This window comes from Shewanella sp. CAL98-MNA-CIBAN-0140, assembly GCF_040309905.1.
Classification (GTDB): domain Bacteria; phylum Pseudomonadota; class Gammaproteobacteria; order Enterobacterales; family Shewanellaceae; genus Shewanella; species Shewanella psychromarinicola.
Genome location: NZ_JBEOPI010000173.1, coordinates 1 through 270 on the forward strand (window position 1 = coordinate 1; position 270 = coordinate 270).

Genomic DNA, 270 nt, shown 5'->3' on the forward strand with positions numbered 1-270 from the left:
GCTTGAACACGGCGTGTTTCTGTCTCAATTTCGCGTAGACGATTTTCTTCTTTTTCACGTACTTCACGAGCTTTACGCTCAGCTGCTGTTTCAACTTTAGGTTTCGTAGCAGCAACTTTTTTCTTCGGCTGTTCTTTAGGCTTGACTTCAATAGTAGTCTTACCGCCCTTTTTCACAACAACTGAAGTAGAAATGTCGTCATTCTTATCGTCTGATTTTTTGCTAGAGCCTAAGCTGGCACGCATCGCAGCTAAGGTTGCTGCTTGACGC

General features: G+C 44.1%; 1 protein-coding gene. It reads right to left on the reverse strand.

What is annotated here, in order from left to right:
* Window positions 1-270: hypothetical protein (locus AAEY93_RS20640; RefSeq protein WP_351079540.1), on the reverse strand; the 270-nt coding region annotated here is incomplete at both ends.